At 35.2% G+C, this 13,328-nt stretch carries 12 protein-coding genes; 2 read left to right on the top strand and 10 right to left on the bottom strand.

The features are described from left to right. The first annotated feature begins 47 nt into the window (after positions 1–47). Positions 48–605 carry a YqfQ family protein gene (locus QQZ16_RS06595; protein ID WP_235248023.1) on the top strand — a complete coding sequence of 186 codons (558 nt, stop codon included), beginning with the start codon at positions 48–50 and terminating at the stop codon, positions 603–605. Positions 606–835: 230 nt separating this feature from the next. Next, complete coding sequence (locus QQZ16_RS06590; protein WP_235248021.1) at positions 836–1,777, top strand: 4-hydroxy-3-methylbut-2-enyl diphosphate reductase; 942 nt, start codon at positions 836–838, stop codon at positions 1,775–1,777. A 332-nt stretch (positions 1,778–2,109) separates the two neighbouring features. Here QQZ16_RS06590 and QQZ16_RS06585 read toward each other — a convergent pair whose 3' ends face one another. From QQZ16_RS06585 to glyQ, 10 genes are all read right to left on the bottom strand, one after another. Beyond that, entirely contained in the window at positions 2,110–3,225 is a 1,116-nt protein-coding gene (locus QQZ16_RS06585; protein ID WP_235248019.1) for a Nif3-like dinuclear metal center hexameric protein, read from the bottom strand. Continuing rightward, positions 3,212–3,934: a tRNA (adenine(22)-N(1))-methyltransferase gene (locus QQZ16_RS06580; RefSeq protein ID WP_235248017.1), complete on the bottom strand. Its 723-nt coding sequence runs from the start codon at positions 3,932–3,934 to the stop codon at positions 3,212–3,214. Before QQZ16_RS06580 ends, QQZ16_RS06585 begins: the two co-directional genes overlap by 14 nt. 26 nt (positions 3,935–3,960) lie before the next feature. Then, positions 3,961–4,485: a hypothetical protein gene (locus tag QQZ16_RS06575; RefSeq protein ID WP_284561209.1), complete on the bottom strand. Its 525-nt coding sequence runs from the start codon at positions 4,483–4,485 to the stop codon at positions 3,961–3,963. A gap of 170 nt (positions 4,486–4,655) precedes the next feature. Beyond that, on the bottom strand, positions 4,656–5,780 hold the full coding sequence (gene rpoD / locus QQZ16_RS06570; protein ID WP_016202990.1) for an RNA polymerase sigma factor RpoD: 1,125 nt from the start codon (positions 5,778–5,780) through the stop codon (positions 4,656–4,658). A 38-nt stretch (positions 5,781–5,818) separates the two neighbouring features. Further along, positions 5,819–7,633, bottom strand: coding sequence for a DNA primase (gene dnaG / locus QQZ16_RS06565; RefSeq protein WP_235248013.1), 1,815 nt, complete (start codon positions 7,631–7,633; stop codon positions 5,819–5,821). A gap of 39 nt (positions 7,634–7,672) precedes the next feature. Beyond that, positions 7,673–8,134, bottom strand: a complete 462-nt coding sequence (locus QQZ16_RS06560; protein ID WP_235248012.1) for a YaiI/YqxD family protein — start codon at positions 8,132–8,134, stop codon at positions 7,673–7,675. Between the two features lie 493 nt (positions 8,135–8,627). Further along, complete coding sequence (locus QQZ16_RS06555) at positions 8,628–9,458, bottom strand: pyruvate, water dikinase regulatory protein (RefSeq protein ID WP_235248010.1); 831 nt, start codon at positions 9,456–9,458, stop codon at positions 8,628–8,630. Then, positions 9,451–10,101, bottom strand: coding sequence for a helix-turn-helix transcriptional regulator (locus QQZ16_RS06550; protein ID WP_035416268.1), 651 nt, complete (start codon positions 10,099–10,101; stop codon positions 9,451–9,453). The genes QQZ16_RS06555 and QQZ16_RS06550 overlap by 8 nt, the downstream gene beginning before the upstream one ends. Before the next feature lie 213 nt (positions 10,102–10,314). Then, positions 10,315–12,381, bottom strand: a complete 2,067-nt coding sequence (gene glyS, locus QQZ16_RS06545; RefSeq protein WP_235248003.1) for a glycine--tRNA ligase subunit beta — start codon at positions 12,379–12,381, stop codon at positions 10,315–10,317. Continuing rightward, positions 12,374–13,264, bottom strand: coding sequence for a glycine--tRNA ligase subunit alpha (gene glyQ, locus QQZ16_RS06540; RefSeq protein WP_031536611.1), 891 nt, complete (start codon positions 13,262–13,264; stop codon positions 12,374–12,376). The genes glyS and glyQ overlap by 8 nt, the downstream gene beginning before the upstream one ends. Positions 13,265–13,328: the final 64 nt, after the last annotated feature.

The raw sequence follows: 13,328 nt of genomic DNA, 5'->3' as shown, positions 1-13,328 counted from the left end.
TCTTTGCATATTCTATAAAGTAGTATAAGTGAAAGGAGGCGTTTTATATGATGCCACCAAGACCACGTGGCCCATTCCAAGGACCACCAATGGGCGGAAGAATGCCAGGAATGAGAGGACCAACTAGCTTCCCTGGAGGAGCAATGGGCCGAGGTGGAGTACCTAGCAGAGGAAGTGGCGGCGGTTTATTATCCAAACTTCTTGGAGGCGGTAATAATGCTGCAGGAGCTAGAAGTGCTGCATCTGGAGGAGGCGGGTTGCTAAAAACATTGACTAATCCTTCTTCTATTAATGGATTTTTAGCAAATTCTCAAAAATTCCTTAATACAGCAAGCCAAATTGGGCCTATGGTAAACCAATATGGACCAATGGTTAAAAATATCCCAGCTATTTGGAAAATGTACAGAGGATTAACGAGCTCCAGCAAAGAACCAGAGGAAGTAAACGTTGCAGATCAAGCAACAGAGAAAGGAAAAAGCGAAGATACAAAGAAAACAGTTAAAAAACGACAAACTAAAAAAGTCGATGATGTTATCGATGATTTTGAAATGGAATCAGTATCCGAAAAACCTACAGGTGCTCCAAAACCAAAATTATATATATAAATCCCCAGACCTAACAGGCAATACCCACAAAACGGTTCATTCCAAATTGGCTATTGCTTTATTTGGTCTTTTTTTATCGTCTTTTATGAATCTTCCTTTTTCCAGACAGTTATACTTTGTAAACAGCTCTTATGTTTTATATAATAAACATGTTATATTATTGGTGGAAATAATCGTACCTATTACTTAATATATTGTTAGTAGAAGTATCTTGCAGGAGGAATCGGAGAATGAAAGTCATAAAAATCGCACCTCGAGGTTATTGCTACGGTGTTGTTGATGCAATGGTAATTGCCAGAAATGCTGCTTTAGATAAAACACTGCCTCGTCCCATCTATATTCTTGGAATGATTGTTCACAATAAACATGTTACAGATGCATTTGAAGAAGAAGGCATTATCACATTAGATGGAAAAAATCGAAAAGAAATATTGGAAAAAGTAAACTCGGGTACAGTAATTTTTACTGCACATGGTGTATCACCAGAGGTACGTAAAATAGCGGAAGATAAGGGATTAGTTACATTGGATGCAACTTGTCCAGATGTAACTAAAACCCATGATTTAATTAGAGAAAAGGAAAAAGAAGGTTACTATATTATTTATATAGGAAAAAAAGGTCATCCTGAGCCAGAGGGAGCCGTTGGTGTGGCTCCACATGCTGTCTCATTAGTAGAAACGCAGGATGATATTAGCAGATTAGAGATTAATAGGGAGAAAATTCTTGTTACAAACCAGACAACGATGAGTCAATGGGATGTAGCTGATTTAATGGAAAGCATTAAAGATAAATTTCCACATGCTGAATTTCATAAAGAAATCTGCCTAGCTACACAAGTAAGACAAGAAGCAGTTGCTAAACAAGCTGGAGAAGCAGACGTATTAATTGTTGTAGGAGATCCCAAAAGCAATAACTCCAATCGTTTAGCCCAAGTTTCTGAAGAAATTGCCGATACAAAGTCATATCGTATATCAGACATTTCGGAACTAAAGCTTGAGTGGCTAAAAGATGCAAACAGTGTTGCCGTTACAGCAGGAGCATCGACACCAACCCCGATTACGAAAGAGGTTATTAATTTTCTAGATCAATATGATCCTGCAGATGAAAGCACATGGCAATTGGAAAAGAAAGTTCCTTTAAATAAAATCTTGCCAAAAGTAAAGGTGAAATAATATTGAAACAAGCGTTCACTATAAAGTGGGACGCTTGTTTTTCTAATTTTTGCTATTATTCCTTTGGTTGATGAACGCCATTTTTCTCTTCTTAATTACTGCTTTTGGTTTTCATTCCCTTGATGATGTCCACTTTTCTCATCCAAGCTTCTGCTTTTGGTTTTCATTTACTAGATAAACACAACTCTTCCCACAACATATTTCTTTGACTAAGTGTGTGAGCTTTTTCGGTTATTAAATTTTAAATTCATAATCATTCATTTTCCAATTGAACAAAGAAAGCAGACAAACTCCATTAAAGTTTGCCTGCTTTTATATCTCTAAAATCTTCCTTATATAAAAGTAAACGGATCTGTATGAATAACGGAAGGAAAAATCTCCACCTCATAGCCTTTGTCTTTACACATTTCCGTTAAAACCTTTGCCACTCCTGCCTTCATCACTTTTTCTACATTGTGTCCTGGATCAATAATATTTAATCCTAAAGCGTCAGCATCATGAGCAATATGATAATACATATCTCCTGTAATATAAACATCGGCGCCTTTCCTTAAAGCATGGGAATAATATTTATTACCGTCTCCGCCTAGGACTGCCACTTTTTTGACCTTCGCATCTAAATTTCCGACTACGCGTACCCGGTCAACTTCAAGAACTTCTTTGACATGATTAGCAAATTCTAATAATGTCATCTCATTCACTTTACCTATTCTACCTAAGCCTAATTGCTCCCCTTCTATTTGTAAATCATAGATATCATAAGCAACCTCTTCATAGGGATGGGCTTTAATCATCGCTTTTACTATATTCTTTTCTTTGGAAGCTAAGTAAACTGATTCTATTTTTGCTTCTTCTACATGCTCTAATTTATTTACCTTGCCAATGTATGGGTCTGCTCCTTCTAACGGTTGAAATTCACCAATACCGTCCGTCGAAAAAATACAATGACTATAATTTCCGAGTGTACCAGCACCTGCATCACCTATAGCTTTTTTCACCTGTTCAGCATAATTTTTAGGTACATAAACAGCTAATTTCTTTAATTTATCCTCATAGGTTGGAACTAATACTTCAGCATCTTGTAATCCTAAAGCCTCACTTAAAAGGTCATTTACCCCACCTTTTGCGACATCAAGATTTGTATGAGCAGCATAGACTGTAATATCATGTCTAATTAATTTATGCATTAATCTTCCAGATGGATTATCCATCGTTATTTTAGATAAAGAACGAAAAATGGGTGGATGATGAGCAATTATTAAATCCACTCCTTTTGAAATTGCTTCCTCCACTACCTCATCAAGAACATCCAATGCTACCATAACACGCTTAACAGGTCTGCTTAGATCTCCTACTTGTAACCCTATTTTATCGCCTTCCATTGCATATGCTTTAGGGGAGAATTGTTCAAACAATGAAATTATTTCATAACCATTAATTGTCTTCATTCGTTATCACCTCATCCACTAATTTAATCTTCCTCTCTAGCTCTTTACTTTTTTGCGTATTTTCTTCTGATTCAGGTGCAGACTTCAAATTTGTAAGTATTCTCTGCCAATTTTTTTTCTCATGTGTCCATTTTTTAACGAAGGCAGCATTTTTTTCTTTCATTAAAAATGGTCCAAATAATAATGCTTTCTCTTTATTTAATTCATACAATGGGCGGGAATCCCCTTTTTCAGCTACCAAAACCTCGTATATTTTTCCATCTTCCTCCAAAATTTCTTCATCTATTAAAATCCAATCATTTTTCAATAGCCACTCTCGAATGGAAGATGCACTAACATTAGGCTGTAAGATCAGTCTTTGAACAGAATCTTTTAGTTTATTCTTGCCGTTCTCTAAAATTGTTGCGATTAATGTTCCACCCATGCCAGCAATCGTTACACAATCCACTTCATTTGGTTCGATTACTTCTAAGCCATTTCCTTTTCTTACAGAAATATTTGAAGACAATCCTTCCTGTTTTACTTGTTTAACAGCAGATTGGTAAGGACCATCAACCACTTCTCCTGCAATGACAAAACGAACATTATTTCTTTTCACCATATAGCATGGCAAATACGCATGATCAGATCCAATATCTGCAAATTTTGCATTTTTAGGTATGTATTTTGCAACGGTTTCTAATCGTTTGGATAATTTATCTGTATTCATTACTAACACCACATTTCAAATTCTAGTTAAAGCAAATACTTTGATACAAGAAGTATCACCAGGAGAAAGGTCCCAATAAATGCGGAAATCGTAAAATATAATAATTTATATTTCTTTCCACATAAATACCAAAATAAGCAATTAAGGAATAAAATGATATATAAAAATATTATTTCATTAGTAAAAAATTTCAAACCAAAAACTACACTACACAAAAGAATGATAATTGCTGCAACAGTGGCTGGTATATCTACATTCCACTCATTTTTATTATACAAAAAAATACCGACAAAACAAAAAATCAGAAAAATTAGTGAAATAGCCATTTGCAAAATGAAAGACAATTCAGTAAAATATAATAAAAATATAGTTATTGGAATGAAAGAAAAGTATAAAAGGGAAAAAATGAATAAGATGCTTTTGCCTTCTTTCTTTACCTGACTTTCTTCCACACCATTTCCTTCTGTATACAATGTGAGTAAATAATCACAATAATGTTCTGGAAGCATTTTATTTTCTTTCCAATAAGCTATTTCCTTTACAATAATCATTTTTCTCTGGTCTTGCATCTTTAGCATCACTTCCTTTTATTTAAGTAATAACTAAGTGAAAAAAGCGCATTAACATTTCTAAAACTGAAAAAAAAGAAATAGCCACTTCATACAGGAAGTAAACTATTTCTTTATGGAATCATATTGAAGATTACTAAGCCGTAAGCTACTTACTCTAAGAAATCTTTCAATCGTTTGCTTCTGCTTGGATGTCTTAACTTTCTTAAAGCTTTTGCTTCAATTTGACGAATTCTTTCACGTGTTACACCAAATACTTTTCCTACTTCTTCAAGTGTACGTGTACGGCCATCGTCAAGCCCAAAGCGCAATCTTAAAACATTTTCTTCTCTATCTGTTAATGTATCTAATACGTCTTCTAATTGCTCTTTAAGTAATTCATAGGCAGCATGCTCTGAAGGAGAAGTAGCATCTTGGTCCTCAATAAAATCGCCTAAGTGAGAATCATCTTCTTCACCAATCGGTGTTTCTAAAGAAACAGGCTCTTGCGCTATTTTTAAAATTTCTCTTACTTTGTCTGGTGATAAATCCATGTCTTCTCCAATTTCTTCAGGAGTTGGTTCGCGGCCAAGATCCTGTAGTAATTGACGTTGCACACGAATTAATTTATTTATGGTTTCAACCATATGAACAGGTATACGAATTGTTCTCGCTTGGTCCGCAATTGCACGAGTTATTGCTTGACGAATCCACCATGTTGCGTACGTACTAAATTTAAATCCCTTTTCATAATCAAACTTTTCAACAGCTTTAATTAAACCCATATTTCCTTCTTGGATTAAATCAAGGAACTGCATTCCACGTCCAACATAACGTTTAGCAATACTTACAACTAAGCGCAAGTTAGCTTCTGCAAGACGGCGTTTCGCTTCTTCATCGCCTTGTAATATACGTTTTGCTAAATTAATTTCTTCTTCTGCTGAAAGTAAATCTACTCTTCCAATTTCTTTTAAATACATACGAACTGGATCATTAATTTTTACACCTGGGGGAACACTTAGGTCATTTAAATCGAATTCTTCCTCCCCTTTTGCAAGCTCTTGGACATTCGGTGCTTCTTCTTCACCATCACCGATTAATTCGACTCCCTGATCACCTAAAAATTCATAAAACTCATCCATTTGGTGAGAATCTAATTCAAAACTGGATAACTTCTCAGCAATATCATCATATGCGAGCACACCCGTTTTTTTACCTACTTCTGTTAATTGTTCCTTTACCTGATCAAGGGTTAATTCCGTTTCAATCTCTTTTGAACGGGCAGACTTCTCAGCCATATGTCCCCCTCCTTCCAAAAAATCAAGACAATAATATACTATTTTAACGTTTTTTCTAATAAAAGGACTTCCATGCCAATTTGAGCAGCTTTTATATAGTCATTTTGACGTTCTGCATCTTTCAGCATTTGCTTCTTTTCCTTTATTTCAAGCAATTTCTCATAATTAATGATTTGTTTCATATAATCACTAATTTCTACTTCACTTACCTCTTCATTCACTTCCATCATTTCGATTTCAGCTACGATCCGTTGTAAGTCTGGATCGTCAATAAAATTCATAAATGAACTTGTATCGTTACCAAAACCCTTTTCATAATAAGCAAGAAGATAAGTAAAGATCGCTTGGTGTTCATCAATATTAAATGCTTTTCCCTGTAAAGAGTCTTGCACTTTGTAGGCAATATCCTCACTTTTAAACATATGTGCAAGCAGTCTTTTTTCCGCAGTATGATATGCTGGTAATAATCCAGTTGCCCGTTTTTTAACCGTGTATTGTTTGACAGGAACTACACTTTTTTCAACAGCATTTTCATTTGGAACTGATTGTTCCATCTGCATCTCTTGCTGCTTTAATGCCTCTAAAGAGAGAGAAAACTCATCTGCTACCTGTCGTAAATAAAGGTCTTTTTCTACCGCCTTCTCCAGTTTAGCAATTTCTCCTATTACTTCTTCTATATAAGCGAGTTTATCTCCTTCATTTTGAAGATTTTTCCCTCTTCGATAGTAAAGCATTTTAAATCCCATGAAAGGTATGCTTCCATGAAGTATTTCCTGTTGCAATTTATCTTCCCCAAATTTGTTCACATAATCATCTGGGTCCATTCCATCTGGTAACATCACTACTTTTACAACACAATTAGCCTTTGTAAGAAGCTGTCCTGCACGAAAGGCTGCTTCTATCCCAGCTGAATCAGAATCATAACAAATCGTTACATTTCGTGCGTTTCTTTTTAGAATTGTGATATGCTCCTCCGTTAAGGAGGTCCCCATTGTCGCAACACTGTTTTCAACTCCCGCTCTTGTTGCAGCTATAACATCTGCAAATCCTTCGAAAAGAACGGTATGTTGAAGCTTTCGTATTATAGGCCTTGCTTTATGAAAATTGTAAAGTGTATTGCTTTTATTAAAAATTGGAGTTTCTGGACTGTTAAGGTATTTGGGATTATTATCCCCTAAAGCACGTCCAGAAAACGCAATTGTGTTACCATTTCGATCATAGATAGGGAATATTATTCGATCGCGAAAACGATCAAAATATTTCTCATCCCTTTCACTTTTTACAATCAAACCAGCTTTTTCTAATAGCGAAACATCAAATTTACGTTTCCCTAAAAACTTCACAGCTAAATCCCAGGAATTAAGTGTATAGCCTATTTGGAACTTTTCAATGATAGGTAAAGTAAAGCCCCTATTAGACAAATATTCTAATGCATGCTGACCATCCTTTGTGTTTACGAGCAAATGATGGTAGAATTTAGATAATAAATCATGTGCATCAATCATTTGCTGTAAATTTTCTGGAATGGCTGGTTTTCTTTCCAGCTCAGACACTTCGATACCTAATTCAATATTCGCACGGTCAGCTAAACTTGATGCAACTTCTACAAAAGAAGAGCCTTCTAAGTCCATAAGGAAAGTAAATACATTTCCACCTGCATGACAGCCGAAGCAATGGAATATCTGTTTATCTGGCGATACAGTAAAAGAAGGTGTTTTTTCGCCGTGAAAAGGACAAAGACCGATAAAATTGCGCCCTTGTCTTGTAAGGGATACATGTTCTCCAATGATTTCAACAATGTCAGTAGCCTGTTTGATTTCATTGAGTTTATCTTCAGGAATGCGCGCCACCATTATCTACACATCTCCCTACTTATTGCCTACTTTAAAGAATTATTCGACGTAACCAATCGATTCTCCTTCAACTTTCGACAAAATCCTTATAAAATTTCTTCTGAATTTTTGGCAATCCTCTTCTGTATAAGGTTTGGGCCCTTTCCCATATACCCCTTTTCGTCTTGCCTTAGCAGATAAATATCGCATATCAAGTGCAGTATTTATAGTTTTCTCCTCAAATATTACGCCCCTAGGGGAGAGGACAGTAACTTGCTTTAACAATAACGTAGAGGCAAGGCCAATATCTTGAGTGACGACAATATCCTGTTTTTTGGTAGCATTCATAATAAATAAATCTACAGCTTCTTTATCGCTATCCACATACTTCCACTTTTGTTCGTCATTTTCTTTCATCATATGTGCATAGGATGCAACGAATAGCAATTCATAATGATAATAAGAAGCTATTTCGACAATATCTTCTTTTACAGGACAGGAATCAGCATCAACATATACCATATGTTTCCCTAATGTACTATTAATTCTACATCACTCCACATATTCCTTCTTCCTAAATAATTTTTTCACGAAAGAAGTAATGTCGAAAATTTTTTTATCCCTTTCCTTGACTTCTCACAATAAATAGTTTATTCGTAAAAAGCCAAGTCTAAACCTAAAACATGATACTTTTTTATCACAATTTTTTATTATAGTATAAATTCACTTGAAATTCCATCTTTTTTTATCTATAATTATTCCTTTTATGCCATACTAGAACCAAAATACATACAAAAAATAAATTAAGATAGGTCATTAAATTAATTTTATTAAATAGAAATTATCTTTGCTAATTTATTTTATGAACACAACCATTTTTAGAAACGGCCATTTAAATAGGACGAGAAATAGTTCACTTGAAAATTATTGAAACACAAGTTTTTCATAATTAAAAACTTGATTCTCCACTATGAGAATCAAGCTTTTACCAATTAATCTCACTAATATCAAGCAGTTATCTGTCTGCGCTATACTTAGATCTATAATACAAACTGTGAATAATATTTGCTGTTTCTTCCACTGCTTTATTTGTAACATCAATAACTGGACAGCCAAGTCGATTCACAATGTCCTCAAAATAAGTTAGCTCTTCTTTTATTCTTTCAATTTGCGCATAACTCGCTTTGTCACTTAATCCAAGAGAAATAAGGCGCTCTTTTCTAATATTGTTTAATTTTGTCGGACTTATTTTTAAACCAAAACATTTACTCGCCGGTACTTCAAATAACTCTTTTGGCGGGTCTACCTCTGGCACAATCGGTACATTTGCTACTTTGACTCTTTTATGGGCTAAAAATTGGGAAAGTGGTGTTTTAGAAGTCCTCGAAACACCAATTAATATGATATCAGCCTTCTCTAAACCTCTCGGATCCCTGCCATCATCATATTTCACAGCAAATTCTATTGCCTCCACTTTTTTAAAATAGTCTTCATCTAATTTCCGAACAAGTCCTGGTTCATAAAGTGGAGTCTTTCCCCATAACACTTGAAACTGATCAATAATTGGTCCAATTATATCGCATGCATATACTCCTTCTTGCCGAGCTAGCTCACTCATATAATTACGGATTTCTGGTTTAACAAGTGTATAGGCAATCATTCCATGCTCTTCTTTTGCTTGCATTACTACTTCATGAATGTTTGATTTATCCTCTACAAAAGGAAATCTTTTTATAAGCACATTAACATTGTGGCCGGAAAATTGGCTGATTGCTGCTTTTGTTACAAGTTCAGCTGTTTCACCAACCGAATCAGATACAACATATATAATTTGTCTTTCAGTCATTTTGTTCCTCCACAATTCCATCACGATTATTAGACAAGTCTACAAACGCTCTAGTAATATTAGTTTTCGAAACTCTTCCTATTACAAGAAGACCATTCTCCGTTTTTTCTACAACTGGGAGTGCATCAATTTCTCGATTCATTAATTTACAGCCAACATCTACTAATATTTCCTCTTCAAAACAATACGTGACATTCGGCATCCTTGTCATAATAATCGCAACTGGCAACGAATTTAACTCTTGTTTACCAATACTTGCTCGCAATAGATCTTTACGAGAAACAACTCCTGTTAATGTGGAGTTCTCATCAACGACAAAAATGGTTCCAACATCTTCTGTAAACATAATTACGATTGCATCATATACAGAGGAATTTTCATGAACCACAACTGGATGTGAATAATAATCCTTCACTAATATATTGCGTATATTATCGATTACTTGTCTTTCCGAGTTTTTTCCCGTATAGAAGTATCCTACTCGAGGTCTGGCATCTAAAAAGCCCGCCATTGTCAATATCGCTAAATCAGGTCGAAGGGTTGCCCTTGTCAAGTTTAATTTATCTGCAATATGCTCACCTGTAATTGGGCCACTCTCTTTTACTATTTCAATTATTCTTTCTTGCCGTTTGTTCAGTTCGATCTCCTATTCACCACCTTCATTTAGGTAACGATATCTACTAACTATTATATACGAAATAGGCGGAATCAAAAGAAAAAGAATCCAAAGTTATCTATTTTATCTATAATATTTAAAACATTTGCTCGTTCTTTTCCTTATCACGCCATTAAATTCTTACAAAACGAAACTAGGTAGGGGTGGCCCTGCCTAGCTCTTTTTAAAACAATTTAATTCTTACTTTACAATTATTTCGTTTACACTTGCAAATCCTTTAATATAGGAAGCTATTTCCACCATCAGATTTAATCGATTTTCTTTCACTTTTTCTTCATCAGCCATAACCATAGTATGATCAAAGTATGCTGAAATAGCATCTTTTAAGGAGAATAATAAATTAAAATATTCTTCTTCATTTACCTCTGAATTTATTTTTTCCATTACATCTTGAAAACGATTATAAAGTTCATGTTCATATTCGTTTTCAAATAAACTTGGATCAACCGGGGAAATTGTTGTTACCTTATTAGAAATATTGATGATTCTGCTTAGGGCTTCAATTCCTTCTTTAAAATCGGCAGCTCCCTTGCGAAGCTCAAGAACGCTTGCTTTTCTTAACACACTTGCTGCTCCACCAATTTTTTCTGCTAATATGGCATCAATCATATCATAACGAATGCCTTTTTCTTGTAAAATATGCTTCACACGCAATTTAAAGAATGAAAGAACGGAATCAACTAGTTCTTCACCAGCTACTTTTAAAGAATGTGACATTGCATTTATGGTGAGATCGACTAAGCTCTCAATGGATATACTCCAGTTTTTATCAATGAGCGTCTGCACAATTCCTGTTGCCTGTCTTCTTAAAGCGTAAGGGTCTTGTGATCCTGTCGGAACCATGCCAATACTAAAGAATGAGACAATCGTATCTAGTTTTTCAGCAAGTGCCAGGACTGCCCCTACATTACTCTTAGCTGTTTCATCCTCCGCATGGCGCGGCATATAATGTTCGTTTATAGCAGCAGCTACTACTTTTTTCTCTCCCTTTTGCAAAGCATACCGTTCTCCCATTAATCCTTGCAGTTCTGGGAATTCATAAACCATATTGGTAACAAGGTCAAACTTTGCAATTTGTGCTGCTCTATCAACATCCTGTTGTTCTTCTTTTGTTAAATTTAGCTTTTCAGATAAGGAAGCGGCAATTGCTCGCACTCGAGCAACTTTTTCTGCTAAAGTGCCGATTTCCTCGTGATAAACAATCGTTTCCAACTTTTTAAGAAGATCATCAATTACTAGTTTTTGATCTTCTTTATAGAAGAATGCTGCATCAGCAAGTCTTGCTCTAAGAACTTTCTCATTTCCTTTTGCAACTTTTTCTAAATGTTGATGATCACCGTTACGAACAGTGACAAAGTATGGCAACAGCTTTCCTTCCTTTGATTTCACTGGGAAATAGCGTTGGTGTTCCTTCATACTAGTGATTAATACCTCTGTAGGCAATTCTAAAAACGACTCTTCAAAAGTACCAAATAATGTAGTTGGATATTCAACTAAATTGGTTACTTCATCTAATAAATCTGCATCGATTGGAATCACCCAATTATTTTCTTCCTCTAATTTTTTAATTTGAGAAACAATAGCCTCTTTACGTTCGTCAGCATTAACCATTACATACTGAGCTAACATTTTTTTCTCATAATCAGATGGATTGTTGAAAACAATTTCTCCACCAAGGAAGCGATGACCGAGAGATTTATTGGAAGTTTCTACATTGGCGATAGAAAAAGGTATTACTTCCTCGCCGAATAATGCGATTAGCCATTTTATTGGGCGTATGTAACGTAAGTCATTATTTGCCCAACGCATATTTTTTGGAAAAGTTAAGCTTAAAATCAATTCTTTTAATTCAGGCAATAACATACTCGTTTGTTGTCCTTTTATGAACTTTTTAACGTGAGCGTACTCTACACCATTTATTTCTTTAAAATATATATCTTCTACTGTTAAACCTTGTCCTCTAGTAAAACCAGCAGCTGCCTTAGACCATTCTCCGTTATCACTTTGCGCAATTCGTTTGGCAGGACCTTTTGCTTCTTCTTCCCTATCTTGCTGTGATTCATCTAAACCAGCAACAACTAGTGCCAATCTACGAGGAGAAGAAAATGCATAAACAGAAGTATAGCCTAATTGCTTTTCACTAAGCCATGACTCCATTTTTCCCTTCAATGCCTCTATGCTAGCAGGGATGAAGCGAGCGGGCATTTCTTCTAAACCAATTTCCAATAACAAGTCTCTTTTATTCATGACTTTCTCCCTCCTTGCTTTTTAAAATTGGGAATCCTAATTTTTCTCTTTCTTCGTAGAATGTTTTGGCAATCTTACGTGCTAAATTTCTACATCTTCCAATATATCCCGTTCTTTCCGTAACAGAAATAGCCCCTTTAGCATCCAATAGATTGAAAACATGAGAGCATTTTAATACATAATCATAAGCAGGATGTACTAGACCCTCGTCCATTTGTCTATGTGCTTCTTTTTCATAAATGGAAAATAAATTAAATAGCATTTCTGTATCAGATGTTTCAAATGTGTATTTACTATGTTCAAATTCTGGTTGATAAAAAATATCTTTGATTGTAAACCCATCTGTCCACTCTAAATCAAAAACATTCTCTTTATCCTGAATGTATGATGCCAATCGTTCAATCCCGTATGTTATCTCAACAGATACTGGCTTACATTCAATACCGCCAACTTGTTGAAAATAAGTAAATTGTGTGATTTCCATGCCATCAAGCCATACTTCCCATCCGAGACCAGCACAGCCTAGAGAAGGATTCTCCCAGTTATCCTCTACAAAACGGATATCATGCTCAAGTGGATTAATGCCTAGTGCCTTTAAAGAATCTAAGTATAGTTCTTGAATATTATCTGGCGATGGCTTCATGATAACTTGAAATTGATGATGCTGATATAGGCGATTGGGATTTTCACCATATCTTCCATCAGCAGGTCTTCTCGATGGCTCTACATAAGCCACATTCCAAGGCTCAGGACCTATCGCTCTTAAAAAAGTGTAAGGACTCATTGTTCCTGCACCTTTTTCCACATCATATGCCTGCATCAAAATACAACCATAATCTGACCAATGTTTCTGCAATGTTAAAATCATGTTTTGAATATTCATTGCTTAAATACACCTCCGAAATTGATAAATCATTATTTAGCATAGAAACTTTAGCCGAGACCTT

Origin of the sequence: Bacillus sp. T2.9-1, from assembly GCF_950097965.1 — a bacterium.
Classification (GTDB): Bacteria; Bacillota; Bacilli; order Bacillales; family Cytobacillaceae; genus Niallia; species Niallia hominis.
Note: the sequence above shows the minus strand (reverse complement) of the source record. Positions and strands in the feature narration are given on the sequence as shown.

Bases quoted from the DNA above. Each gene is read 5' to 3' on its own strand.
- QQZ16_RS06555 (WP_235248010.1), bottom strand. From the start codon at position 9,458: ATGACTGAAAGACAAATTATATATGTTGTATCTGATTCGGTTGGTGAA.
- QQZ16_RS06595 (WP_235248023.1), top strand. From the start codon at position 48: ATGATGCCACCAAGACCACGTGGCCCATTCCAAGGACCACCAATGGGC.
- QQZ16_RS06585 (WP_235248019.1), bottom strand. From the start codon at position 3,225: ATGAAGACAATTAATGGTTATGAAATAATTTCATTGTTTGAACAATTC.
- glyQ (WP_031536611.1), bottom strand. From the start codon at position 13,264: ATGAATATTCAAAACATGATTTTAACATTGCAGAAACATTGGTCAGAT.
- QQZ16_RS06580 (WP_235248017.1), bottom strand. From the start codon at position 3,934: ATGAATACAGATAAATTATCCAAACGATTAGAAACCGTTGCAAAATAC.
- QQZ16_RS06560 (WP_235248012.1), bottom strand. From the start codon at position 8,134: ATGGTATATGTTGATGCTGATTCCTGTCCTGTAAAAGAAGATATTGTC.
- dnaG (WP_235248013.1), bottom strand. From the start codon at position 7,633: ATGGTGGCGCGCATTCCTGAAGATAAACTCAATGAAATCAAACAGGCT.
- rpoD (WP_016202990.1), bottom strand. From the start codon at position 5,780: ATGGCTGAGAAGTCTGCCCGTTCAAAAGAGATTGAAACGGAATTAACC.
- QQZ16_RS06590 (WP_235248021.1), top strand. From the start codon at position 836: ATGAAAGTCATAAAAATCGCACCTCGAGGTTATTGCTACGGTGTTGTT.
- glyS (WP_235248003.1), bottom strand. From the start codon at position 12,381: ATGAATAAAAGAGACTTGTTATTGGAAATTGGTTTAGAAGAAATGCCC.
- QQZ16_RS06575 (WP_284561209.1), bottom strand. From the start codon at position 4,485: ATGATTATTGTAAAGGAAATAGCTTATTGGAAAGAAAATAAAATGCTT.